Annotated in this window: 17 protein-coding genes; 10 read left to right on the forward strand and 7 right to left on the reverse strand. The window is 46.0% G+C overall.

Annotated elements, in window-relative coordinates:
* Positions 1–19 precede the first annotated feature (19 nt).
* The 3 genes from QGP82_RS07405 to bcsA all read left to right on the forward strand — a co-directional run bounded on the left by QGP82_RS07405 (position 20) and on the right by bcsA (position 6448).
* Positions 20–1378, forward strand: a complete 1359-nt coding sequence (locus tag QGP82_RS07405; RefSeq protein WP_499058120.1) for a family 8 glycosyl hydrolase — start codon at positions 20–22, stop codon at positions 1376–1378.
* A gap of 181 nt (positions 1379–1559) precedes the next feature.
* Positions 1560–3857, forward strand: a complete 2298-nt coding sequence (locus tag QGP82_RS07410) for a cellulose biosynthesis cyclic di-GMP-binding regulatory protein BcsB (protein ID WP_499058122.1) — start codon at positions 1560–1562, stop codon at positions 3855–3857.
* Positions 3858–3862: 5 nt separating this feature from the next.
* The gene (gene bcsA / locus QGP82_RS07415; protein WP_499058124.1) at positions 3863–6448 is read left to right on the forward strand and encodes a UDP-forming cellulose synthase catalytic subunit; all 2586 of its coding nucleotides are present in this window, start codon (positions 3863–3865) and stop codon (positions 6446–6448) included.
* Between the two features lie 69 nt (positions 6449–6517).
* Here the strand turns inward: bcsA and QGP82_RS07420 are convergent, their stop codons facing one another.
* The 4 genes from QGP82_RS07420 to hetZ form a co-directional block, all read right to left on the reverse strand.
* The gene (locus tag QGP82_RS07420; protein WP_163663960.1) at positions 6518–7801 is read right to left on the reverse strand and encodes an acetylornithine/succinylornithine family transaminase; all 1284 of its coding nucleotides are present in this window, start codon (positions 7799–7801) and stop codon (positions 6518–6520) included.
* A 217-nt stretch (positions 7802–8018) separates the two neighbouring features.
* On the reverse strand, positions 8019–10304 hold the full coding sequence (locus QGP82_RS07425) for a transglutaminase TgpA family protein (protein ID WP_499058126.1): 2286 nt from the start codon (positions 10302–10304) through the stop codon (positions 8019–8021).
* Between the two features lie 56 nt (positions 10305–10360).
* Entirely contained in the window at positions 10361–11359 is a 999-nt protein-coding gene (locus QGP82_RS07430) for a hypothetical protein (RefSeq protein WP_163663956.1), read from the reverse strand.
* A 94-nt stretch (positions 11360–11453) separates the two neighbouring features.
* Positions 11454–12611: a heterocyst differentiation protein HetZ gene (gene hetZ, locus QGP82_RS07435; protein WP_006517891.1), complete on the reverse strand. Its 1158-nt coding sequence runs from the start codon at positions 12609–12611 to the stop codon at positions 11454–11456.
* Between the two features lie 103 nt (positions 12612–12714).
* Here hetZ and QGP82_RS07440 point away from each other — a divergent pair, with 103 nt between their 5' ends.
* Positions 12715–13176, forward strand: coding sequence for a hypothetical protein (locus tag QGP82_RS07440; protein WP_006517892.1), 462 nt, complete (start codon positions 12715–12717; stop codon positions 13174–13176).
* A 177-nt stretch (positions 13177–13353) separates the two neighbouring features.
* Here QGP82_RS07440 and QGP82_RS07445 read toward each other — a convergent pair whose 3' ends face one another.
* A complete protein-coding gene (locus QGP82_RS07445; protein ID WP_163663954.1) occupies positions 13354–13800 on the reverse strand; it encodes an SRPBCC family protein in 447 nt (148 codons plus the stop codon).
* 441 nt (positions 13801–14241) lie between these two features.
* Between QGP82_RS07445 and QGP82_RS07450 the strand changes: the two genes are divergently transcribed.
* The 6 genes from QGP82_RS07450 (at position 14242) to QGP82_RS07475 (ending at position 20154) form a co-directional block, all read left to right on the forward strand.
* A complete protein-coding gene (locus QGP82_RS07450) occupies positions 14242–15270 on the forward strand; it encodes an STM4015 family protein (protein ID WP_499058129.1) in 1029 nt (342 codons plus the stop codon).
* 102 nt (positions 15271–15372) lie between these two features.
* Positions 15373–16578 (forward strand): STM4014 family protein, encoded by a 1206-nt coding sequence (locus QGP82_RS07455; protein WP_499058131.1) that lies wholly within the window; start codon positions 15373–15375, stop codon positions 16576–16578.
* Positions 16520–17338, forward strand: coding sequence for an STM4013/SEN3800 family hydrolase (locus tag QGP82_RS07460; RefSeq protein ID WP_163663948.1), 819 nt, complete (start codon positions 16520–16522; stop codon positions 17336–17338). Before QGP82_RS07455 ends, QGP82_RS07460 begins: the two co-directional genes overlap by 59 nt.
* 47 nt (positions 17339–17385) lie before the next feature.
* Positions 17386–18702 (forward strand): STM4012 family radical SAM protein, encoded by a 1317-nt coding sequence (locus QGP82_RS07465; RefSeq protein ID WP_499058132.1) that lies wholly within the window; start codon positions 17386–17388, stop codon positions 18700–18702.
* A 21-nt stretch (positions 18703–18723) separates the two neighbouring features.
* Positions 18724–19584 (forward strand): STM4011 family radical SAM protein, encoded by an 861-nt coding sequence (locus QGP82_RS07470; protein ID WP_499058133.1) that lies wholly within the window; start codon positions 18724–18726, stop codon positions 19582–19584.
* A gap of 243 nt (positions 19585–19827) precedes the next feature.
* Entirely contained in the window at positions 19828–20154 is a 327-nt protein-coding gene (locus QGP82_RS07475; protein ID WP_499058135.1) for a hypothetical protein, read from the forward strand.
* Between the two features lie 74 nt (positions 20155–20228).
* On the opposite strand, the gene QGP82_RS07480 is transcribed toward QGP82_RS07475, so the two are convergent.
* Both QGP82_RS07480 and ureC read right to left on the reverse strand, forming a co-directional pair.
* Positions 20229–22034 carry a pentapeptide repeat-containing protein gene (locus QGP82_RS07480; protein WP_499058137.1) on the reverse strand — a complete coding sequence of 602 codons (1806 nt, stop codon included), beginning with the start codon at positions 22032–22034 and terminating at the stop codon, positions 20229–20231.
* 444 nt (positions 22035–22478) lie between these two features.
* Positions 22479–24188, reverse strand: coding sequence for an urease subunit alpha (gene ureC / locus QGP82_RS07485; RefSeq protein WP_499058139.1), 1710 nt, complete (start codon positions 24186–24188; stop codon positions 22479–22481).
* Positions 24189–24214: the final 26 nt, after the last annotated feature.

Below are 24214 nucleotides of genomic sequence, written 5' to 3' on the forward strand. Positions count from 1 at the left end.
TAGCTTTTGTTCCGGTGCTATGAGTAACTACTACTCCACATTCAATACCTTGATCCAATCTAGCCTGCGGGCAACTGTTTCAATCGGAATAACAACTCTTTTTGGCTGTTCATTACAATCGACAGGCCCAAGTAGCGAGCTTGGACAACTTAATAACTCACAGTCACAGGTTTCTAATCTCAATAGCCAAAAAGATTCATCCCCATTTACTGCCCAAGGAATCACATCCCAGGATGTTATCACCCAAAGCTGGGAAACGTATCGCCAAAGATTTATTCAGACCGATGGCCGAGTAATCGATCGCGAAGATAAAGATCGTTCAACCTCTGAGGGACAGGCCTATGCCATGCTCAGAGCCGTGCTTGTGAATGATCCAGAAACATTCTCCCAAACGTTGCAATGGGCAGAAGAAAATCTTCGTCGTCACACAGCCGAGGGTATTCTACAAGATCATCTCTGGTCGTGGAGATGGGGACAATATGATGACGGGACATGGGGCACCATCGATAAAAACTTCGCGAGCGATGCCGATATTGATGCTATTACTGCACTGATTTTGGCTGGCCGTCGGTGGAATCGGCTCGACTATCTTGAATTAGCTCAGCTCAAATTAGCAGACCTTTGGGAGTATTCAACACTGGTGACTACCGCTGTTGATGACAAGTCTGGGTCAATGCGTTACTTGTTGCCTGGTCCTGTCGATGCATTTAAGCCTCAACCTAACCAGGTTTACCTTAATCCTAGCTACATGGCTCCCTATGCCTTTCGGCTATTTGCCCAAGTTGATCCTAGGCGAGACTGGATGTCTTTAGTGGAAAGTAGCTATGGGGTTTTAGAAGCATCCTCTGAACTGGCAGCTAGTCAACTGCCTGGTGATTGGGTGCTACTGAACATGCAAAGTGGACAGTTTGAATTGAGCGATGCAGCTATACTACCGTCGGTTTATAGTTTTGATGCCTATCGAGTCTGGTGGCGTGTCAGGCTTGATGCTCTCTGGTTTGATGAACCCAGGGCTAACGCCTATCTCCAAAGTCACTTAACGTTTCTAATAGAGCTTTGGCAGTCGCAGCGCTTTATTCCTGCTCGTATTGCTACATCGGGTACACCTACCGTGAGCTATGAATCAACAGCTCAATACGCGATGCTTTATTTTGGTCTCCAGGGCATTGAAGATAGTATCGCAGAACAAATTTTAGAAGAAAAGTTAGAGCCTAGCTATCAGAATGGTTTTTGGGATAACAACACAGCTTATTATGTTCAAAATTTAGGCTGGTTTGCCTTCTATCCGTTTGAAAGCTTGGATAAGCAATGGCTGACACAAGAAAATAATTTGTCGCAAGCCCCTGCGAGTCAACAAATCACCAGCGGTTCTCTCTAAGTTTCCATTATATGTTTATTTAATTCTGAGCAATATGTCTTTCCCTAAACCTTATAGTTCTCTTAAAAAAGCAACGCTAAAAAGGACTCTGTCCCTGCGACAACAATTATTTCGACGATTATTCCGATCTGGAGTAAGTTTATTTTGTCTACTAGGTCTTGGAATTACGTTACTACTGCCTATGGTAGCAAGTGCTCAGACACCAACAAACAGTTCTCAATCAACGGTAATAAAAACTTTTCCACTACCTAGTAGCAACATTGAAGAGGAAAATGCAGGAGCAAGTGCTTCCAATGATGCAACAATCCAGGAAGCATCTAGCACAACCGCTGGTTCAACACTAAATGAAGATGGTGAGGACCTAACCCCCACTTATGAATATCGCTTGCCATTTAATCGAGATGCCAGTGTTGGCAACCGTATTCGCCTAGAAGGCGTTTATTCTGACGCGAGTATGTACTTCAGCCGACCTAGAAACTGGGATTTGACTGATGTTAAGGTGCAGATTAAGCTGCGGCACTCGCCTTCTTTAATACCTGAGAAATCAAATCTTGTAGTTCGCATGAATGACACAAGCATTGGCAGTGTTCCACTGGATCGCTCAGCAGCAGAAGTCGCTCAATTTTTGTTTGACATACCTGCAAATTTGATTCAAGACGAGAATTTTCTCAACATGGAAGTTGAGCATAATACGTCTGAAACCTGCACTAATCCCAACGATCCGGCTCTTTGGACAGAGATTTTGCCAGACTCAGAGTTCTTGTTTAAGTTTAAGACTAAGAACTTTATGGCTGATTTTAATCAGTACCCCTATCCGTTCTTTGATGATTTGAGCCTGGATGACACTAAACTGGCTTATCTACGCCCCAAAACCTACAGTGAAAAATGGTTGACAACCGCCGCACGTTATCAAGCATCAATCGGGCGTCTTGCCGAATACCGACCGTTGACCGCTAGATTGGTCAATTCAGCAGATGACCTAGACTGGAATGAGCGTCTGGTTGTTATCGGTACACCTGCTGAACAATCTATTTTGACTTCTCTGGACTTGCCTTTTAGTCTATCGGCAAATAAGCTCCTGGATGGAGATGGCAACCCACTCAAAGAAGAGGTCGGTATCTTAGCTCAAACAGCGGATCCTGATACAGGTAACCCTATTCTGGTAGCTACAGGTAACAGTGAGGAAGGCGTTCAGCTTGCTATACAATTCTTGGTTCAGTTCCAGGAACAAACAATTGGAGCAGGGCAAGCCTTACTAGTCGAGAGTTTAGCTGAGACTACCTCGCCTGATGAGCACAATTGGCCTGGTTATCTCCCCCAGGAGAAAGAGTTTGTACTCAGCGCTCTCCAGGACGAGCATGGCAACCTGTTTGAGGATACAACGGTTCGAGGGACAAATGCTCCACCGGTTCGAATTGACTTCCGGGCATTACCCGACAGCCAATTTAGCCGCGGTAGCAACCTTAAGCTTCACTACAGCCATACATCCCAGATTAATCCACGTACGTCTTCCATTGAGGTTATCCTGGACGATGTGACAATTGGTTCTAAGCCACTGTCTACAAAAAATCATAGTAATCAGACGTATCAGATTGATTTGCCCCCTCACCTGATGAAGCCTGATTCTGAGCTACGGGTGCAATTTACGATGAATCCTCAAGATTCAACCGTATGTGGCATGGCTGCTCAAAAACAGCTCTGGGGAACATTGCACAATGATACGAGCTTCCAACTCTCTCGTTATATCGTTGCTCAATTACCCGATTTAGAACTGTTTCGCGTCGGCTATCCATTCACGGCCCCGCAGGATCTCTCAAAAACTGCGATCGCACTTCCCGATAACCCTTCCCAAGCTGAGATAGAAACCTTGCTCGCCTTCAGTGGCCGACTAGGCAAACTATCAAAGGCCGAGAGCATTAAACTCAATGTTTATAAAAACAGCTCAATCCCTGGCGCAGACAGAAGTAAGTTTCACTGGGTTGGCATCGGTTTACGGGAACAATTTCCATTCTCAGAAGCCTTTAATGCCAATGGATTCAGACTATTTGCCCAATTCAGACGTCAGTGGAACGACAGCCAGATTCAGAGTATTCAAGACAATGAAGGCGTAATCAAAGCAGTACTGTCACCCTGGAGTAATGAGCACATTCTTCTAGCCTTAAGTGCTCAGACAGAGGCTGGACTGAGAGAGGTACAAGATGCCCTGGATCTTGAACCTTTGTTCCTGGCACTCAATGGAGACACCACCCTGATTGGACGCAAGGTGCCAAATCCTTCTCCCTATGACCGGAAGGACTACAACATGCGTTTTCTAGACGAATCTGCTAAGCGACAAATTGTTGATGCAGGTGTGATTCAGCGCAGTTCACTCTTTTTAGAGAATCACTGGTGGACATTACCCATTGGCATTATCATCATGGCCCTGCCACTCTACAGCATTTCACAGCTTTATCTCAACCGTCTCTCTGATCCTGAATAACCCTAATGTCTCCCGCTAAAACTAATTCTTATCAGCCTTCCCTCATTCAGGGGTTGCTACAGTTGCCCCATGTGTTTGAAAAAGTTCTCTCCCCTTTTGGTAAATGGCCACTGCTCGGACTGATTACGATGTGTCTGGTGGCATCCATACCACTGATCACGACTCCGCTTGAAGTTTGGCAACAAGGTATCGTCGCTATTTTTTTAACCCTATTGGGTTGGGCAATCGTATGGATTGAAAACCAGCGACCGCAAAAGCAAGCCAGTGAAGCATTACATCTTTTCATGGCTTGGATCAGCATTGTGGTGACGTTACGGTATCTGTACTACCGTGTTAACTACACCCTCAATCTGGACGGTTGGGTGAACGGGTTCTTTAGCCTGCTGCTGTTTGTTGCTGAGCTGTATGCGATTGGTACTCTAATACTGTCTTATTTTCAAACATTAAGGATTCGCGATCGCACCCCCATCGATATCAGTACCATTCCACAACAACAGTGGCTAAAGGTTGATGTCTACATTCCCACCTATAACGAAGATGTCAACATTGTTCGTAAAACAGCTCTGGCTGCTCTGGCGCTAGATTATCCAAAAGAGAAGAAGACCATCTATATTCTTGATGATGGTCGTAAGTATCCAGAACGGCGTAAACAGCTCTCTAGAATGTGTAAGGAACTGGGCTGTACTTTACTCACGCGTCCCAATAACAACCATGCAAAAGCAGGTAACATTAACACGGCTCTAAAACGTACCCATGGCGATTTGGTCCTCATTCTTGATTGCGACCATATTCCCGCCAAACCCCTTCTCAAAAATACAGTCGGCTTCTTTTCAGATCCCAAAGTAGCTTTAGTTCAAACACCTCACTGGTTTTATAATCCCGATCCATTTGAGCGCAATTTGCTGACTCGGGGTCGGGTACCCGTAGCCAATGAGTTGTTCTATAAAGTGATTCAAAAAGGGAACGATTTTTGGAACGCCGCTTTCTTTTGCGGGTCAGCTGCCGTTGTACGTAAAAAACCCCTATTGGAAGTGGGTGGCATCGCTGTTGAGACCGTTACCGAAGATTGCCATACCTCATTAAGGCTCCACTCCAAAAAATACAAATCAATCTATTACGACAAGATTATGGTGGCCGGGCTTGCCCCTGAAACCTTTGCTTCTTACGTAGGGCAACAGGTTCGCTGGGCAAGGGGCATGGCTCAAATCCTTCGTATTGAAAACCCATTATTTAACCCCAAACTCAAGTTATCATTTGCACAAAGACTGTGCTATTTTTCAGCAACAAGCCACTTCTTTTTTGGGTTCCCACGTCTTTTATATGCCCTTGCTCCTGTCCTCTATTTGCTGTTGGGGATTAACCTAATTCGCGGGATAGGTCTTGAAACTTTAGCCTACGCATTACCCCATATTGTATTGGCCATGTATGCCAACTACATCACCCAAAAGCAAGTACGTTTCTCTTTTTGGAACGAAATCTTTGAATATGCCCTAGCATTTCAAAACGGTATCGTTACCTTGATGGCTTTGATCAACCCAAAGCTTGGCAGTTTTAACGTAACAGATAAGGGTGTATCGGTAACTAAGCGAGTCTTTGACTGGAACTCTTCCCGCGCCACCTTAGTGATGGTAGCACTCCTGGTCACCTCTTTACTCGCTGTCCCCTTCTGGTTAGCGATCAATCCAAACGTTACTGAAGCCGTTCTCATTAATGCAGGATGGTGTGTTTTTAACCTCATCCTGTTAGTGGCCTCATTACTGGTTGCCTATGAACAACCACAAGTACGAGACGCGCATCGTCTGAATCGTGAACTAGATATTGCCATTCACAACCATGGCCAATACCAAGACTTAGTGGGTAAAACCATTAACATTAGTGAAACAGGTGCACTACTCTCCTTGAGCAATTGGCCAAACCTGCCCGATCGCCTAACCTTGCAGATTTGGGGAGATTCAGATTCGACCGTGTGTATTGAGGCTAAGGTGCATCGAGTCAAGGTTGTCAAAGATAACGAAGTCACCGTGGCTGTGGAATTTGTTGACATGACCCAGGAACAGTGGGAAATGCTGATACTGGTTATCTATGCCGATGTCAATGAATGGTACTCCCAAAGCAGACCTCACCCCGATAATCTTTTAAAGTCGGTGCAGTTTGTATTTACCGCTCTTTCCAGAGCATTTAGAGAACCTAAAGCAGCCAAAGCAACTGTTGTTCAAAAACAGGTCAATATTCCTACCGAAGTCTACTGGGAAGGACATTTTTACCCAGCCATCATTACCGCAGCAAGTTCTCGCCATCTCAAACTAGAGATGCCAGATACAATTCTCCACGGTAGCGACTACATTCAGCAGAATCAGCCACCTGTTGGCTTATTAATCAGAAGCGGAAATAATAATCATGCCCCCATGAAGCTGCTAGCTCAGCTGATCTCAGTTGAAGCTTCTGCATCGGGTTCAGCCGCCTGGGAAGATGAGAAAGTGACTGTTGAACTGTCTTTTCCGACAACGCTTGATAAGGTGCAACGCAAGAAGATTGATTATCTATTGAAATCCTCCAGCGTTACACCAGAGATGTCGCCCAAATATAGCTAAAGCAACAGCATCATTCTTGTCAGTTCGACCCGTGTCTGTAGCCAACTGACACTGAATAACCCTCTCTCTCTAAGACAGGATTTTAACTGCCTTAGAGAGTTTTTTCAGGGCTTCATCCACATCAGCGGCGCTCACAATCAACGGTGGAACAAATCTAACGACATTAGGGCCAGCGGGCACCAGCAACAAGCCTTCATTCATGGCCGCTTTCACAATGTCCAAAGATGTCAGGGGTGCATCACCGTTTAGAACCAGACCATTGATCAACCCCCAGCCGCGAGCTTGTTCAAATAACTCAGGATAAGCATCCACCAACTTAAGCAGACCCTGCCGTAACTGCTGTCCCCTGGCGCTAGCATTCGCCATTAGGTTCTCTGACTCCAGGGTCTGACACACCGCCAGGGCTACACCACAGACAAAGGGATTTCCGCCATAGGTGCTAGCATGTTCGCCCGGTCCCAGCACATCACAGCTAGATTTGCACATCATTGCACCAATAGGCACACCGCCACCTAACCCTTTAGCTACGGTAATAACATCGGGCTCAATCCCCAGGTTCTCATATCCCCATACTTTTCCAGTACGGCCCACGCCCACCTGCACTTCATCCAAGATCAACAGGATTTTATGCTGGTCGCACAGTTGTCGTACCCGTTGGAAATATTCAACATTACCAGGATTCACACCACCTTCTCCTTGTAAGGCTTCAAGCAGAATGGCAGCCACACGAGGTCCGCTAGCATTAAGGGATGCGATCGCACCCTCCAACGCATCGCCATCATTAAACGGGACATAGTGGAACCCAGGCACAAGTGGCGAAAAGCTCTTCTGATACTTAGGCTGTCCAGTCGCCGTAATCGTGGCTAGGGTACGCCCATGGAAGCTAGCCTTGGCGGTAATAACCACGGGCTCATCAATGCCCAGCTCAGTGTGGCCATACTTACGGGCCAGCTTGATCGCCCCTTCATTGGCCTCAGCACCTGAGTTACAGAAAAATACTCGATCAGCACAGGAATGTTCCGTCAGCCACTGGGCTAATGCGCCTTGTTCTGGAATGTAATAGAGATTCGACACATGGTGTAGTTTCTGGATTTGTTGGGTCACTGCCTCCACCATGATTGGATGGGCATGGCCTAATGTGCAGGTGGCAATGCCCGCCACAAAGTCTAAATACTCATGACCTTGGTCATCCCATACACGACAGCCTGCACCTCGGGTCAATGCCAATGGAAACCGACCATAGGTGGTCATCACATGACTATCAAACACCTCTGGCCGAAAACCTTTTCCAGCTTTTGTACCAGCACCAAAGACTTTGAGAGGATTCTTAACAAGCTGTTTTAGACTAACCACGGACTGACCTCTTCTGTAAGTTTTGAATTTTGAGTTTTGTAGAGCTTTGCTCTTCTCAGCTTGCTGAGTATTTTGAGTTGAGCTGTAAAATTCACAACCCAAAACTCAAAACTTAGACTTCAAAACTCTCCAATGTCTTAGGTGATTGTAAAAAATTGCAGCAGCTTTTACCGCTAAATCATTTGATAGATAGTATCAAACTGGACAATATTTTCGATTACCGTCCAGACCGTCGTAACTCTTGCAGTCTCGTCTGTAAACCATCCACATCCACCGTTTGTCCACCGTAACGCCAGCAAATGTAGCGATCAATTATCTGGCGAACTAAGCTACCCTGGCGAAAATCTGGGCGCTGTTGTAATCCTGCTGCATATTCTAAGGGAGTTTGGCTGGCGCGTTTGCCATAGCCCTGCTGAGCCAGAATCCACAACATTTGTTGATAAATTTGCTCCATGGGGGCTAGACGACTGAGTTTAAGCCGACGCTGCCACCGTCGCCAGCCTTGAAACATCAACCATCCCAAGAAACTTAACCCCGTGAAACCCACCAGATACCAGAGGGCACTCAGTAAACCTCTGCCACTAAAACGTGATAAGAACCGTAGGACTGTGCCAATCACCAACACCAGCACCTGAAACCCACGTCGAATAAATTGGGCAACAGGAGCTGGTAAAACCCCCACTAATATGCGCCATAGCTGCCGCAGAACACTAAAGGGATTCGCACCACTATCATCAGGCGAAAAAAGCAGACCATCAGGAATCGGATTGAAGTAAAACCAGCCGTGCTCAGGGAAATATACCTCAGTTAGAGCATAGGCATCGGTGTTGCGAACGATGTAAAACCCAGTGAAGGGGTTAAACTGGCCTGTGCCAAACCCGGTGGCCAATCGGGCTGGAATGCCAATAGACCGTAGCATTACCGTCAGCACTGTGGAAAATTGATCGCGGGTGCCCCCGGTGTACTTAAACAGAAAAGCACTGACCAGATCTTCATCTTCTTCGAAATAGGGCAGCTCCGTTTGCAGGGTGTAGTTATCCCGCAGAATCTGGGCTAAAAATGTCGCTTTTTCATAGGGAGTATTCAAGGGCTCCTCTGATGTGGCTAGCCAACGCTCGGTTTCTGTACGAATGCGATCGCGAATATCATCAGGCACCTGCAAATAGTGCTGCCGAATCGAGCCATTGTACTCCGTAGAACTTTGATTGAGACGCTGAATATCCCGTACCGGAACCCTGGAAACAATCGTATACGTCAGACCTTCAGGCAGCAACCCAGAGGGTCGCAGGGCTCCTTCAGGATCCATGGCTAGTTCATCAGCTGGAAAGTACACTGAATGGGGAGTATAGAGAACAGGCACCAAGTTCTGAAAGTCCTGCACCATGGTGTAGGTCTGAACAACCTCTTCATTGCGGCCAATGGGCTGCGGAGTAATCGGTAAAAATCGATAGGACAGCGGAGAGCGTCTGAGTTCGGCTAACTCATCGCCACGAGATGCTTCCCAACCCTGGCCAGTGTAATTATCAAAGGCCATAACACGCCAAAAACCTGCCCGTTGCGATCGCACCCGCATCACCACCTGCGGTTCCAACTCACCCCTCAGGTTTTGATTAATCCGTCGGTTAAACCCATAGTAAAAATCAGGATTAATACGGCCCGGCCCATCCTCAGGGCTAACACCAGAGCCCTCTTGCTCCTCGTCTGCATTGCCAGTATTGTTATTGCCTCGCCTCACATAGCCTGGATTAAATATTTCCCTACTATTGGCCTCGCCAGTCACATCAATGCTGCCACTCACTGGAAAGGTTTGAAGTTGATACCCTGGGAATCGCGGCATCGCGATAAAAATCAAAAGCCCCAACGTTACAACTACAGCAATAATGCTCCCGAACTGCCGCCAGGATATCCCCACGGACATCTGCCGCCAGTTTAATAGACCTAATCGAGAACGATAGTCTAAAACCAGCACCGGTAGCGACAGTAAAAGAAACAACAGCAAAAACGGACCAAATAGAAGCGTTTGACTGATCGTAGCGGCCACCCCCACCAGAATCAGACCAATCATCATTGAGTAGCCCAAATCCTTACGTCGTGGCAAATCAAAGCTATGGAGCACCTGTAAATGGATCAACAATTCAGCCAGCACAATCCGAGTATCGCCAGGGATGCTCACCATCCGCCCTAAAAAAAACGCCAGGGCCAACAACATGCCCACGGCGATCAGAAACTTAGCAGCAATATTTCGACGGCGACGACTCCGCCAGCTCCAGTAAGCGCCCGCAGCACTGAGCGGAATCGCCAGCAGATTCCATACAGACGTATCCGTTACCCCCGAAGCAGCCACACTGAGACTACCGATCCCCACTGTCACCAAACATTGCACCAAAACCCGCAAAGCAATCGAGTCTTCAGGTACAGATGGCGGCAGGGCCGATAGCCGCTGCCGCCATGATGAACTCAAATCTTGAGATGAATTATTAGGGGTAGAAATCGGAGAAACCATACCAGGCAAAAACGCGCAAACACATCATCAGTCGGCGTATTCTTATCCTAGCGGGCTCAGCTTGCAGATGCCTCTAAAACCATAACTGAAAATCGCAAAGGACGCTGGCAATCATTATCCAAGGACACTTCCAAGGAGTAAGAACCACCAACGACCGGAGCTGTTTTTGCCAGCGTCAGCATACCTGCTTCAGGGCGAGATGACTGGCTATCTGCATCAGCTCCAATAAGTTGAATACTGCCACCCATAGGCATGGTTACATTGATAATCAAAACCGCACCTGTATAGTTCACATCCAAGTGAACCACACCCTGGGGAGTCACCCAATCACGGCTAGCTGTAGGATCTGTAGCCGACACAGTTAATGCCAGTGCGGACATAATTTCTATCGAGGCCAACATGGTCAAAGCGATTTGCTGCTCAGCAGTGGCTTGTTCATAGCCACCAGCCATGTTTTCAACCTCTTTCAAGGTGGCTTCTTTCAGGGTAGGGTCTCGATAAGCCGGCGTCAGCACAATATTGGCAATTGGCTCCAGGGCTTCCAAAGAATCTGGAAACATGGACTCGACAATTTTGATGAGCTTAATGCCTTCTTTTTGAGTAGACTGAGCCATATTCTGACAGCGGTCTAATAGCTGTTGCAAAACAGCCTCAGGCAACTTGCTCGATATGCTAAACCGCAGTGGGTTTTCAAGCCACAGTCGGCTAATAGATTGAGCATAGGCAGGCATGGGTATCTCAGTCGGATACTCACGCACTTCTGCTTCCCAAGGAAACAGTGGGGGCCGATTGGCAAATTCCGTTTGGAATCGGTGTTTTAAAAGTGTGTGGAAACGATCTTGCACAGTGGTTTTATCTCCGAAGTTAAACGACTGACCCGTTTCAAATAAAAAGTCAAATGATACAGCGTCAGATCCGACTTCAGATGCACAAACTGCTGATGGGTTGGATCCTGTCGATGGGGTAGGCTCACCCCCTGACATAGGGGACGCCGAGCGGTCAAAAGTTAAAAACTCTAGCAATAAGCGCTTCAAATTTTCTGACTCACTATTCATGGCTAAATACCCCTGATCCGGATGATAAAACCGAGAGTGTAAAAAATTTAGCTCGGTTGTCTACACAAAAAAAGTCGATCGTCAACTAACGGAGTCAACTAACTGATAGATTACGTAATTCCCAGGCTTGTTCAAGCAGTTTAGACCAATGTTTCCTAATTTGAGTCAAGCTCAAACCCAACGCTTGCGATATATCCGCATCAGAAAGCCCTTGCTGTTTGAGCTGTAGTAATTTTGTCTGGCTCTGGTCCATTTTTTCTTGTAGGTGATCCCACTGTTGAGGTGTTAATCCCAAATTTTTTTCTAACTCAATACCGAGCCATTCATGGACCAATTCCCAATGATGCGTCAGCGCAAACCGCAGCAAATGATACTTAAAGCGCTGCTGCAGGTAATCGCGCTCACGGGATGTGAGGCCTAGCAAATCTTCAATTTCACTGGCAGGCAGATCCATAAGCCGCAAACTAAAGTAGTCGGCACAATCCTCTTGCTTTTTATCTTTCAGGTAAACCATCAACTCGTCGACAACTCGCTCCCGCAGATTATCCTCTGGCTGGGTGTCAGACTGCAGCAAAATTTCTTCCCGTAGGCGCTGAACGGGTGCATTCTTCCAGCTTTGGTCATTGTCATTGGCAGCTTCAGTGGCCTGCTCAATATCGACCGCTGTTTCTGGGGGCTGCTGCTTGGAAAAGGTTTGGGCTCGCAAAATAATGAGCTGTTGACTCCGTCCTCGCCTCAAAGGGATACGACGCTTACCGTAGCGCTCAGTAAAGGCCATATATTCAGCTAGCTCCAGAGCCGTGCGGGGCTGAAAGTTTGCCTCCATCTGATTTTCCCGACGAAAAGCATTGATTGCTTCGCTATAGAAATTTTGTAGAAAATCTTCAATTAGGGAAAGTCGCGCCTGATAGCTAGTTTGAGCGTAGGGAACTGATATATAGCGATAGATAATGGCACTGAGAGTACTATGCAGCTCGATGCGCCCCCGTTCAGAGCTAAGTTTGTAATAGCGAATGCACTGGTCAACTCGATGATTAGCGAGGTTAAATGCCCAACTTTTTACATCTCCAGAATTTTGAATACGTTGGCTTTCTGTACAAATACGAAGCGATTCACTACAGATGCGCTCGGCGACAGCCTGGCAACTTTTTTCGGAGGTTCTGGTCGCTTGCTTGAGCAACTTCAAAACTTCTGTATTAAGTGCTTCTACGAGCGTTGTAGACGTTTCCTCAAGCATTAGCAGCGTGGTCATTAGAGCTTAGAGCGTCCCAGGCATTCCCTCACCTGAGCATAGACAGTATTCCGCACGTTCTAACAAAAGTCAGTAATTTTCACGAAACTATCAAAAAAGTCAGATGGATATCGAAAAACAAATTCAAACTTTGATTGATGAAGCTCCGGATCAGACAACTGGTCAGGCAATTTCGTTGGTAGCACCCCTGTTAAAGGAAATCGCGGGTCAACTGCCAAGACAACTATATTACGTCGTCCAGTCTTTAGGACAGGGCTGGGTCATGACGACACTGCGTGGTCGGCAAGATCCCAAAACAACGAAAACGGTCGTCTATGCATACCCATCCCTAGAAGCGGCAGCAGCCAGCGCAGCTGATAATCCTCAGATGATGGCACTGCCTCATCCCAGCACCCACCTACTGTTTCAGCTGTTATCGCTAAAGCAGCTAGACAGCATTATTTTTATGCAGGTAAAGGGAAAAGGTCAGGGCATTGAGGTGCCGCGAACCATGCTGGAGCAGGTGATGCGGGCACAATTGCAGCAACTGAAGGAAAAAGGAGAACCGCCAGCGGATATTGCGTAAGAGCAAGCTATAAATAAAAAAGTCCAAAAGTAAATATGGACGAGACGTTCCATGGAACGTTTGTACATCCAAAATTTGGGCGTTAATTGATTTTATTTTCTTAGGGAATTTTTAGTTTTTAGTTGGGTTTCTTCCTGCAAAGTCCTTCTCCCTGGTGGGAGGGATTTAGGGTGAGGGCTACTCACAAGCCTCCCGCGTCACCTTATGACGATAGTCAAACATGTCCTGCAAACGCTGTAGGACAAACCAGCCAATCAGGGGTTCACTGGCCCACTCTACCGGCAAGGTGAAGACAATATCGTCGGTTAACCGCGTTTGCTCACCTTCGGATTCAAACCGATGGCGATGGGTCCAGGCATCCAGTGGGCCGCTTTCTTGGATATCTGTAAATAACCGATTGGGTTCATATTCATCGGTGTGGCGGGCGATCCAGGTGATAGGAATAGGCCCTAGCCACAGACGAAACTCGCTGATGGCTCCAGGGCCAAGGCCACCTTCACGACGGACGGCTTCGACAGGTTGCCAGGGTGGTGTCAGAAGGGTAAGGATATCAGGCCGTTCGTGAAAACGCCAAACGGTCGCAGTTGAGGCCGCAATCAGGCTGGTGTATTGAAAGGTAGTCATAACGTTAGGAGGCGTCCTTTTGGGGTACCTAAACTCATATATATGAAGATGAGAAGGAAATTATCTATGTCTTGAGGTGTTAAGACTTCTAAACTTTATGGGTAGTGCGATCGCAATCTCCCTGGGCATCACACCTATTATCTGTGGTCTTTGGCCCAAAATCCCACAGCCAAAACCATCACTCACATAAGCCCTCTTTTAAAGAATTGATGTTTCGGAGTGCACACCTTGTCACCCAATAATAGTTCATATGAACTATTATTGGGTGTAGGCGCGATACTGATTGCGCTATTGTCAGGTCAGCACTGAAATCGTATTCCCATATTTCCGCCTTCAGGCAAGCCATAGGCAACGTGTGGGTAATCTAAGACGTCATTAGAGCAGGTGCATTACTGACATTTCCAATTCAAGAAGTTTTGCGGTCTTCTCACGTTTTCAACTATGACTGATTCACCCACGTTCAATGGAGCTCAGCATACGGTACCCGGTTGGAACCTGACCGAACGGTTAACAGGTTATGGCGGATATGAAGGGAAACACACCACTCGCTTTGCCAATAGAACAGTCCAAGAATTTCAGCACGATCAGTCCTTAGCAAATCCCCAAAACACAGCCTATGCTCTGCGTTGTGACTATGACGACGACGAATCACTAGTTGAAGTATTACAGCAACTCGTAAACAGACCTGAAGCTACTGATATTGAGGCCTTGGTCCTAGGCCTTTGGCAAGGGGATGGGGACGTATGCACGGAGGAATCATCAACAGCTAAGTTGGTCAGTACATTAGCGGAAATCAATGATCGTTTACCAAATCTGAAAGCTCTGTTTATTGGCGATATTACCTATGAGGAATGTGAAATTTCCTGGCTACAGCAAAGTGATATGTCTCCTCTTTTGCTGGCCTATCCTAAGTTAGAAATTTTGCAGGTGCGGGGTGGCACAGGACTGACGTTTACAACACCAACTAAGCACGACTATCTGAAGGCCTTAATCCTTGAAACGGGTGGCCTCAGTCGCGATACAGTTTATCAAATTTATAATTGGGAGCTGCCTGCCCTGGAGCATTTGGAATTTTGGTTTGGCAGTGACAACTATGGTGGTGATTGCTGGGAACAAGATCTAGAACCTGTTTTGGATAATCTGTGTTTTCCCAATCTGGCTTACCTGGGACTGCGCAATAGCAAATTTACCAATGAACTTATAGAACGATTGGTAAAGTCTGCCCTGCTGCCAAGGTTACGGGTGTTAGATCTGTCTCTGGGGACGCTCTCAGATGCGGGAGCCACTGAGTTGTTGGCGTGCCCTGCTATTCGTGATTTAGAAATCTTAAATGTGTCGGAAAGTTATCTCTCGGATGCGCTAATCGAGCAGTTGACGACGTTAGGGATGCAGATCATTGCTGATGGACAGCGGCAAGAAGAGGAAGACGAAGACCCTGAATTTCGTCGATATTGTGTGGTGTCTGAATAGGAATTCCACTGGCTGTAGAGCCGTTGGATGCAACGTCTCTACAGCTAAAAATGGAACCTAATTTATTTGATTCCTCCATAGATGACTAATAGTCAACTTGATATGATCAATTTTGTTCTCATCGCTAATCCTCAAAGCCGTAGAGTGGATCTCTTTCAACAGGCGCTTAGGGGGTGTGGTCTATCTATGGCTCAATTAGTCTCCTATGAGGGGCTGCTTGCTGAAAAAAATTCTCTAACTGATTGGGATGGATCTAACGCTTGGTTTCGGTTTGAGGCTCCGGAACGAAACTTTGTTGTTGATCGCAGTTTTGTTGCCACTGGCGCTGTAGTAGATGATTCGGGCGATCATCAGCGGATCAGCGCTACAGCCGCCTATCAATTGCCTGAAGATAAAGGCAGAATTCTCTACCCGCGCCAATGGTATTTGGGTTGGCGACATTGTCTTCAATCTTGGGCGCAACCGTTGCAAGGGCAGGTGATGAATCATCCAGATAACATTGTCAGCATGTTTGATAAGATTCGGTGTCAGCGGATCTTAGAAAATGCCGATATTCCAATTCCATGCTCGTTGGTGCGCAAAGAGCCGATCCAGAACTATGATCAGCTTAAGGAACGGATGGCACAGCAGGGCTGTCGGCGTGTTTTTATTAAACTTGCCCATGGTTCATCGGCATCAGGTGTTGTTGCCTATGACTATCGTGGTGATTACGAACGGGCGATCACCACTGTGGAGCGTACCATGGAGCAAGGTGAGCTGCGATTTTATAATTCTCGCAAGGTTTATCAATATCGCAATCCCCAACACATTGCCGAGATTATTAACTTCCTTGCTAAAGAGACTATTCAAGTTGAAGCGTGGATGCCTAAGGCCAGGATAGAGGGCAGAGAGTTTGACCTGCGGGTGGTGGTGATTGGGGGAGAGGCTAAACATGTGGTAGTGCGTGTGGGGAAAAGCCCCATGACCAATTTGCATTTGGGTAGCGATCGCAAATCCATCACCGATCTCCCCTCAGCCCTTACCGCCGATAACTGGGCCACCATGATGCACACCTGCGAACGGGCCGCTGCCTGCTTTCCCAAAAGCCTTTACTGTGGCATTGACCTCCTCATTGCCCCCAATCTCAAGAACCATTATGTCTTAGAAGTTAATGCCTTTGGCGATTTACTCAGGGGCATTACCTGGCAAGGCCAAGACACCTACACCACAGAAATAAAAACCTTACTCCAGCAGCACCAAGGGTTACCCCATGTCCACGCATCATCTACCCACCAGACTAAACGTCAATCAGCTGGTCGGCACCCATGACATTCTACTACTCACTTTCGACACCCTCCGCTACGATGTGGCCCAACGGTTATTTGAACAAGGCCGCTTACCCAACTTAGCCCAATTAATTCCCCAAGGCTGGGAGGCCCGGCACTCTCCCGGTAGCTTTACCTATGCCGCTCATCAAGCCTTCTTTGCCGGATTTCTACCCACTCCCATCACACCGGGAAAGCACCCCCGCCCCTTTGCCTTAAATTTTGCGGGCAGTACCACCATCACCCCAGAAACTTGTGTACTAGATGCCCCTAGTCTGCCGGAAGGGTTAGCGGCCAAAGGTTATCGCACCATTTGTATCGGTGGGGTAGGCTTTTTTAATCAACTAAATCCCCTTAGCTGTGTACTCCCCAATCTGTTTCAGGAACGGTATTGGTCACCGGAATTAGGAGTGACAAATCCGCAGTCTACGGAATGTCAGGTGAAGTTGGCTTGCGATCGCATTCAAGTCATTCCCAAACAACAACGTATTTTCCTGTTTATTAACCTATCAGCCCTGCATCAGCCCAACTATTTCTACTTACCCGGAGCCCAAGCAGACTCCATAGAAAGCCACGGTGCTGCATTAGAGTATGTTGATCAGGCCCTGGTTTCCCTCTGGCAAGGTCTGAGATGTCGCGCCCCCACCTATGCCATTCTCTGTTCAGACCATGGCACCACCTATGGTGAAGATGGTTACACTGGTCACCGTTGTGCCCATCCAGTTGTGTGGACAGTTCCCTATGCAGACGTAGTCATAAAGTAGTCATAAAACCGTATCGTTAGTTTCCAATCCTTTCTTGGATTTCTCCTATGACAGTCCCTGTTCCCTTATTAACTCAATCACCCTATCAACATTATGTTTATTCCTATCCTCACAAGACCAGTTATCGACCTTTACCAGTAAAATCTGTTCACGATGTATGGTCTAAAGAAGACCAGAACTCACTGTTTTTGTATATTCACATTCCCTTTTGTGAGATGCGATGTGGCTTTTGTAATCTCTTCACCACGGTGACCCAGGATAATGATTTTATCAACAATTATATCAAGGCCGTTCAACGACAGGCCCATCGTGTTCAGGAGAGTCTTGATAATCCAACATTTGCCCGGTTTGCCCTCGGCGGTGGCACCCCCACCCAACTCCCCACTAAAGCCCTGGCACAGATTTTAGAGATTGCAGCAACCACGATGGGAGCACCCCTGCAAACAATTCCCGTATCTGTTGAAGTCTCTCCTGACACCGCCACCCCAGAAAAATTAGATCTGTTGTTTGATTATGGCACCGATCGCATTAGCATCGGTGTGCAAAGCTTTATCGATAGCGAAGTGCTAGCCACCCAACGTCGTCAAACCGCTGAAGTCGTTAAAGATGTGCTGTGTCGTATTCGCGAAATTGAGTTTCCCACCTTGAATATCGACTTGATCTATGGATTGCCTGGACAAACCATAGACAGCTGGCTGCAGTCTATCCACACTGCGCTACAGTTTCAACCGGAAGAGTTATATCTGTATCCGTTGTATGTGCGACCCTTAACGGGATTAGGAATGACTAATCAGGCCTGGGATGATCATCGATTAGACTGTTATCGCGCTGGGCGAGATTTATTATTAGACCAGGGCTACGAACAGGTCTCAATGCGGATGTTTCGGAAAATCGATGTGAATTCACGTTCCGGTCCTGTTTACTGCTGTCAGGTCGATGGCATGATAGGCCTGGGCTGCGGAGCCCGCTCCTACACTCAAGCACTTCATTATTCCTATGACTATGCTGTCAATGCCAAAGAAATCAAACATATCCTAGCTCGCTACATTGATAGTACTGATCAAGATTTTGACATCGTTAACTATGGCTTTGAGTTAAATCGAGAAGAACAACAGCGGCGATTTATTTTACTGTCTTTACTGTCTCAAGAGGGGTTAGATATGGGGGGGTATTGCGATCGCTTTCACACGGACGCATTAACCGATTTTCCAAAGCTACAGCATTTCCTAACTCTGAAGCTTCTGCAACAACACCATCACCACCTGCACCCTACTGAACTAGGTCTAGAACGCTCAGATGCCATTGGCCCCAGCCTATTTTCAGCCAATGTCAACACCCTAATGCACACCTATAAAATCAAATAATAACCATTCAATCAATCAAACATGGATCTCAGCATTCTTTATCGAGGCCCTCTAATCAGCTGTAATTACGGCTGTCATTACTGTCCCTTTGCCAAACGTCAACAAACGGCTACCGAACTCGATGTGGACCGCCAGGCCTTAAAACGATTTGTCCAATGGATTACAGAACACACTGAACACAACTTTGGCATTCTCTTCACCCCATGGGGCGAAGCATTAATTCATAAATGGTATCAAAAGAATCTCAGTCATCTATCCCACCTACCCAATGTACAAAAAGTCGCCATCCAAACCAATTTATCTTGCCAGTTAGACTGGATAAATCAGGCAGAGCCAAACACTCTAGCTCTCTGGGCTACATTTCATCCAGAATGGTCCAATGAAAAACACTTTCTACAAAAGTGTCAAACTCTTATTAACCAAAACATCCAATTTAGTGTTGGTGTCGTGGGTTTTCCAAAATTCATCCCCGCCATTCGATCTCTTCGCAAAGCGTTGCCCCCCAACGTCTATCTATGGATCAACGCCGTCAAAGCTGAGCTGCCTCAACTTACCCCAGAAGACCGCGTCTTTTTCCAAACCATTGATCCACTTTACGAATTAAACACCCACTATTACCCCAGTCTTGGTAAAGCATGCCGCACCGGGAAATCGGTCTTCTCTGTGGATGGAGAAGGAACTATGCGCCGATGCCATTTTATTAAAGCCCCCATCGGCAATATTTATCATCCCAACTTTGAAGAGGCCCTACGGGAACGCGTCTGTACTAATGACACATGCCACTGTCATATTGGTTACGTACACATGAACGATTTAGGTCTGGATCATGTGTTTGGCAATCGTATCCTGGAAAGGATTCCCCAACGATTTAAAGAGCCGTAAAACCTTTATTAGATAGAACCTTTCAAACCGAAGGGCTTTATGCGTGTGTAAAATACCACCAAGACTTATACGTAATAAGGAATAAAAAATATTTTTATAAAGCAAACAATTTTTTTCCTGTTTTAGTCAACTAGAGCCTGTCTAGGTTAAGGGAGACAAACATCGCTGAATCACAACAATAGGAATTTCGTACTTCATTCAGATACTGAACGAAGTCACCTAGTCATAACAGGAAAAGTAATTATGAGTAATTTTAATCCTGAAGAAGCTGCGGCTCGTATTGAGCTAGGAACTATACAACTTAAATATATGAAGGTTGATCGGGAAAAAATCTTTCAACATCTTGAAGATGCATTAAATCGCATAGATGAATATGTAAAAAAAAAGAATACTCCAGGGATCACACCTTGCAAAGACAACGAAGATGATGAAATTTGTCAAACAGTAAAGGAGCTGCTTGAGAATAAACAGTTCAGAGAAATAACCAAAAAACTCAAATCTGACATGTATAAGACATGTAAGGATCATTTTAAGAGCTACTTACATACCTGCTGTGGCGATCCAAAGTGAGAGGAAGCATACTTTACTTTTGAAAAAGCATCAGTTCTCATTAGCTAATGTAGGCTAGTAGTAATAATAATATACTAAGTATCTATAGCTTTTATGGCTTCACCCAAAATCCATTCAAGCACCTTACATGCGTCTTCGGATATTTTTGAAGGTTTTTCTAAAAAAAATTCTGGAATAACTATCCCTAGAATAATATGTAGAGCCTCAAGGTTAACACTAGCTGGAAGACTATTTGAAAAGTCTGCATAGGAAGGTTTTATTTTATCCAGAAGATGAACATTATTAAGATGATTTCCAAGTTTGCTTAAGCAATCACTAACTCCATTATAAAATTCTCTGGCATCATAGAGAGGCTGTTTTATTCCTTTTATATATTCATCAGACGTACGACATGAGATAAGTTCAACATTAGAAATTATCCATTGACCCGCTTCATGAAAAGGTCTTATATCACTTTCTCTTTCTTCATCTTCATTGATCCTTTTTATACCGCCATCTAAATAATCAAGTCTTTCCATTAATTGTGGAATCTGGATAATATCATCCTGAACAGCTACAACCTGAGCTGGGTCTTCCTCCGATTCCGATAAACTCTGAACAGCAACCACAACTTCATTTGCCAATTCATTTGCCTGCTCAGAACCTTTTTCAATTTCCTCTTCTGTCTTATTCAAAAGAACTCGTAACTCAGCAATCTTGGAACGAATGTTTTGAATTTCTTGGTGTCGAATCTTTTCTTTCAAAGAAAGCATGTGCTGAATACAGCTCAATAGCTCCAGTTCCACAGGATTTTCATCTTTTTTGCTATATTTGGTTGTCTGCTTCAACTTCCAAGTTTCATCATTTACATCATCTTCAAGTAGGTTTTCATTGGGATGAGTCTGGCATATAATTCTGTCATAATATGCTTGTTTCCAATTTTTTGCCTGTTGTTTTTTCAGTTGTTCGATAGATAACCCTTTAGCATTTGCAAACCTTGCGCCTTCAAGATCAGCTCCTTGGAAATCAACTCCATCGAGTTTTGCAGATCGAAAAGATGCATACTGTAACTTGGAAGCTGACAGATTTGCACCTTCAAGAATTGCATATTCAAGATCTGCTCCCTGTAAAGAAGAAGCACCTAAATCTGTTTCTTTTAGGTTTACAGCACGTTGTTTCGGTGGTAATGGATCACCTTCTAGCTTATGACGATTAATGTTATTTAGTTGAGCTCTTTTCAAATTTGCGCCTTCTAAATTGCTACCGCACAGATCGGCTCCATTTAATGTTGCTCTCTCAAGGGTAGTAAGCCGTAAGTCTGCATGCTTAAGATTTGCCATGGTTAAGGATGCATCTGACAAGTCTGCGCCTGATAATCTAATGTTTCTTAGATCAGCACCATCTGCATCAAGCCCACATAGGGATTCTCCATCTTCTACTAATTCTTCTAAGGCATGTATACGTGCCCCACTTGTCTCTACATCTCTTGCGCTATCAATAACCTGCCAGGCTTGACGATGTTGCTGTTTTCTGCGTTGACTAGTTTCGAGAACATAGAGAGTAGCAGCAATTACAACGCCAATATTTTGAACTGGAGCAAGCACTCTCGACTCCTTTAATTTACAAATGAAATAATTAATTCCGGATTCTCCATGCTCACACTTAAATTGTTGAGGCAATGTTTGTTTAGCTTGATTTTCAGTATTATCTATTTGCCCTTCATCAAGAGGGATCTTTTCCCACAGTGGCAATGTTCCAACAAATAAAAGAGAAATTCCAAGAGCTAGTATTTTCGGAGAAAAGAGCCTTTTGAAAGATATAGCATAAGTTTTTTTCTTCTTCCTGCCATAGAGTTTAGATTTTTCAGTGTTTTTTTGGAAAAATCGTGTATTCGATCTCATACTATATCTAGGTTTCCAGATGCTGACTGACCGTTTTTGGGATTAACATATTCAACATTCACCCTATGTGAGTTCAGTGCTCACAAATAAAAAAAGGTAATGCAATTAACTTGCTGTTTGAAGTCTACTTGCGTAAAAAAGTGTTGAAACTATGTTCCTAAAAGCATCTGCCCTTAGCACCCGCTTGTGAAAAGCTACTGCATATGATTTTTCAGTATACAGGTTGGCACTTTGATTACTATGGCTGGCATACATGACTAGCAAGTGAGTAAATGACTATGATGTCAATAACTCCCTCTGAAAAGCTGGCGATTTAGAGCTAGGAATTTACTGACATTAATCGCTGATGACTTCAAAGTGAGCCTCAAGGTAGATCATAGCTATTTTAGGGAAAATATCAATTTTTCTTTTTTATAGTACCAGCCATGTTTCTCTAAATATCTCCTAAAACAAGAAATATCTCTGGGCCATGGGCAGCTCTTCAGCTGGCTCACAAGTGAGCAATTGCCCATCTGCTCGCACTTCATAGGTTTCAGCATCCACTTCCATTTTGGGCTGATAGTCATTCAGTTTCATATCCGCCTTACTCAGCTCACGGCAACCATTCACCGCAACAGCAGTCGTCTGCAAACCAATCTGACTAGCAATATCTGCCTCAGCCGCTGCTTTAGATATAAATGTGAGGGAAGTGCTGCCAATCGCACCGCCAAAGCTACCAAACATAGGCCGCATATGAATCGGCTGCGGTGTTGGAATACTAGCATTGGGGTCACCCATCTGCGCCCAGGCAATAGCCCCACCTTTAATCACAATCTCGGGCTTAACCCCAAAAAATGCAGGCTTCCATAGACAAATATCTGCCAGCTTGCCCGCTTCTAGAGAACCTACTTCATGGGCAATGCCATGGGTAATCGCCGGATTGATCGTGTACTTAGCCACGTAGCGCCTAGCACGATGGTTATCGTTACGGTCAGAATCTTCTGCCAGGGACCCCCGCTGCACTTTCATCTTGTGAGCCGTCTGCCAGGTACGAATGATCACTTCACCTACACGCCCCATGGCCTGGGAGTCCGACGCAATCATGCTAAAGGCACCGAGGTCATGCAGAATATCCTCAGCCGCAATGGTCTCTCGGCGAATACGAGACTCGGCAAAGGCCACATCCTCAGGAATACTGGGGCTCAGATGATGACACACCATCAGCATATCTAGGTGTTCATCCAGCGTATTGCGCGTATAGGGGCGCGTGGGGTTGGTGGATGACGGCAGCACATTGGCTTCGCCACACACTTTAATAATGTCTGGTGCATGTCCGCCCCCCGCACCTTCAGTGTGATAGGTGTGAATCACCCGATTCTTAAAGGCAGCAATGGTGTTCTCTACAAACCCAGCCTCGTTAAGGGTGTCAGTGTGGATCGCCACCTGCACATCAAAGTCATCGGCCACAGCCAGGCAAGTGTCAATGGCACCTGGTGTTGTGCCCCAGTCTTCATGGAGCTTCAGACCCATCGCACCAGCTTGCACTTGTTCCACCAGACCTTGAGGCTGAGCACTATTACCTTTACCCAGAAACCCCAGATTCATGGGAAATGCATCCGCCGCTTGCAACATGCGATACATGTTCCAAGCTCCAGGGGTACAGGTAGTGGCATTTGTCCCGGTCGCTGGTCCAGTACCACCACCGATCATCGTGGTCACACCGCTGGCAATGGCCGTCTCTATCTGCTGGGGGCAAATAAAGTGAATATGGGAGTCGATGCCCCCAGCGGTAACAATCATGCCCTCACCAGCCACCGCTTCGGTAGAGGGGCCAATAATAATGTCTACATTGTCCTGAATATAAGGGTTTCCTGCCTTTCCAATCTTGGCAATGCGACCGTCTTTAATCCCAATATCGGCTTTAACAATTCCCCACCAGTCCAAAATCAGCGCGTTGGTGATTACCATGTCCACCGCGCCATCAGCCCGCGTAATTGGCGATTGGCCCATGCCATCGCGGATTACTTTACCACCACCAAATTTGACCTCATCGCCATAGGTGGTAAAGTCCCGTTCTACCTCGATCACCAGTGCCGTATCTGCTAAACGAACCCGATCTCCTACGGTGGGGCCATAGGTTTCAGCATAGGCGCGGCGATCCATGCGGTAGCTCATCGGAGTCTCCTGGAGTTAAAGGAAAA

This window comes from Leptothoe sp. LEGE 181152, assembly GCF_032906605.1.
Classification (GTDB): domain Bacteria; phylum Cyanobacteriota; class Cyanobacteriia; order Phormidesmidales; family Phormidesmidaceae; genus Leptothoe; species Leptothoe turfae.